The sequence below is a fragment of the Streptomyces hirsutus genome (assembly GCF_001418415.1).
GTDB lineage: Bacteria > Actinomycetota > Actinomycetes > Streptomycetales > Streptomycetaceae > Streptomyces > Streptomyces hirsutus.
This window is the reverse complement of record NZ_LIQT01000374.1, coordinates 162-1144: the sequence shown is the minus strand read 5'-3', so window position 1 is coordinate 1144 and position 983 is coordinate 162. Positions and strand designations below refer to the sequence as shown.

The window sequence follows — 983 nt, the reverse complement described above, 5'->3', positions numbered from 1 at the left end:
GCGCCGGTGAGGGCGGGACGGGTGACCCGGCCGTCGGGGTCGGCGGTCATGGCCTCGAGCTGGGCGCAGTACACGTCGGCCAGCTGCTCGGCGGTGGCGGGGGCCACGTACTCCGGGTCGGCGTCGAGGGTGAAGGCGTTGACACTGGCGTTGACCAGCAGCGGGAACATGGTGCGGGCGATCTCCAGGGAGTCGTCCCAGGAGTCGTGGGAGAGGCGGTGGAAGTTGACGTAGTTGAAGACGGCGTCGGTCAGCCGCGGTTCGGTGGGCCGGAGTTCGGCGATGCGGACCAGGGGGACCCTGCGGTGCGGCAGCATGTCCTGCTCCGCCCGGAAGACGTCCCTCAGGTGGGCGAGCCAGGTGCCGCGCGGGCGGGCCACCCCGAACGGCACGGTGTTCAGGAACAGTCCGCGCATCCGGTCGGCGCCGGGCAGCTCGGGACGGCCGTTGGTCACCAGGCCGATGCTGTGGCCGAGGGCGCTGTCGTCGCGGTCGGCGAACAGGCTCATGGTGTGGTGGAAGGCGGCGATGAGGACGGTGCGGCGGGGCACGCCCGCTTCCTTGGCGAGCCGGCCGATGCGTTCGGCGAGGTGGGCGTAGGAACGGCGGACCTCGTGGACCGGCGGGTGGCCCTCGGCGGCGCCGTCCGCCCGGCGGCGGAGGGTCACCGGCCTCAGGTCGGCGAGCCGCTCGCGCCAGTACGCCAGTGACTCCTCGCTGTTCAGCGCGGCGCGTTCCAGGGCGACGTACTCGGCGAACGGCGGCGCGTCGGGCGGCCGCGGGGCGGTGCGGTGGGCGACGGCCTCCCGATGCAGGGCGAGCAGGTCGGCGACGAGGGAGGTCAGGCTCCAGCCGTCGAGGACGACGTGGCAGTCGGTGAGGACGAGCCGCAGGTCGTGGTCGGTGACGTGGTGCAGGTGGAGGCGCACGAGGGGTGCCGCGGCCAGGTCGAAGCGGCGGTCGAACTCCTCGTCGACGAAGCG

1 protein-coding gene is annotated in these 983 nt (G+C 73.4%); it reads right to left on the bottom strand.

Translation table 11 applies throughout. The features are described from left to right. The coding region (locus AOK11_RS26520) for a condensation domain-containing protein (RefSeq protein ID WP_240497496.1) at window positions 1-983 on the bottom strand (983 nt) is incomplete at both ends.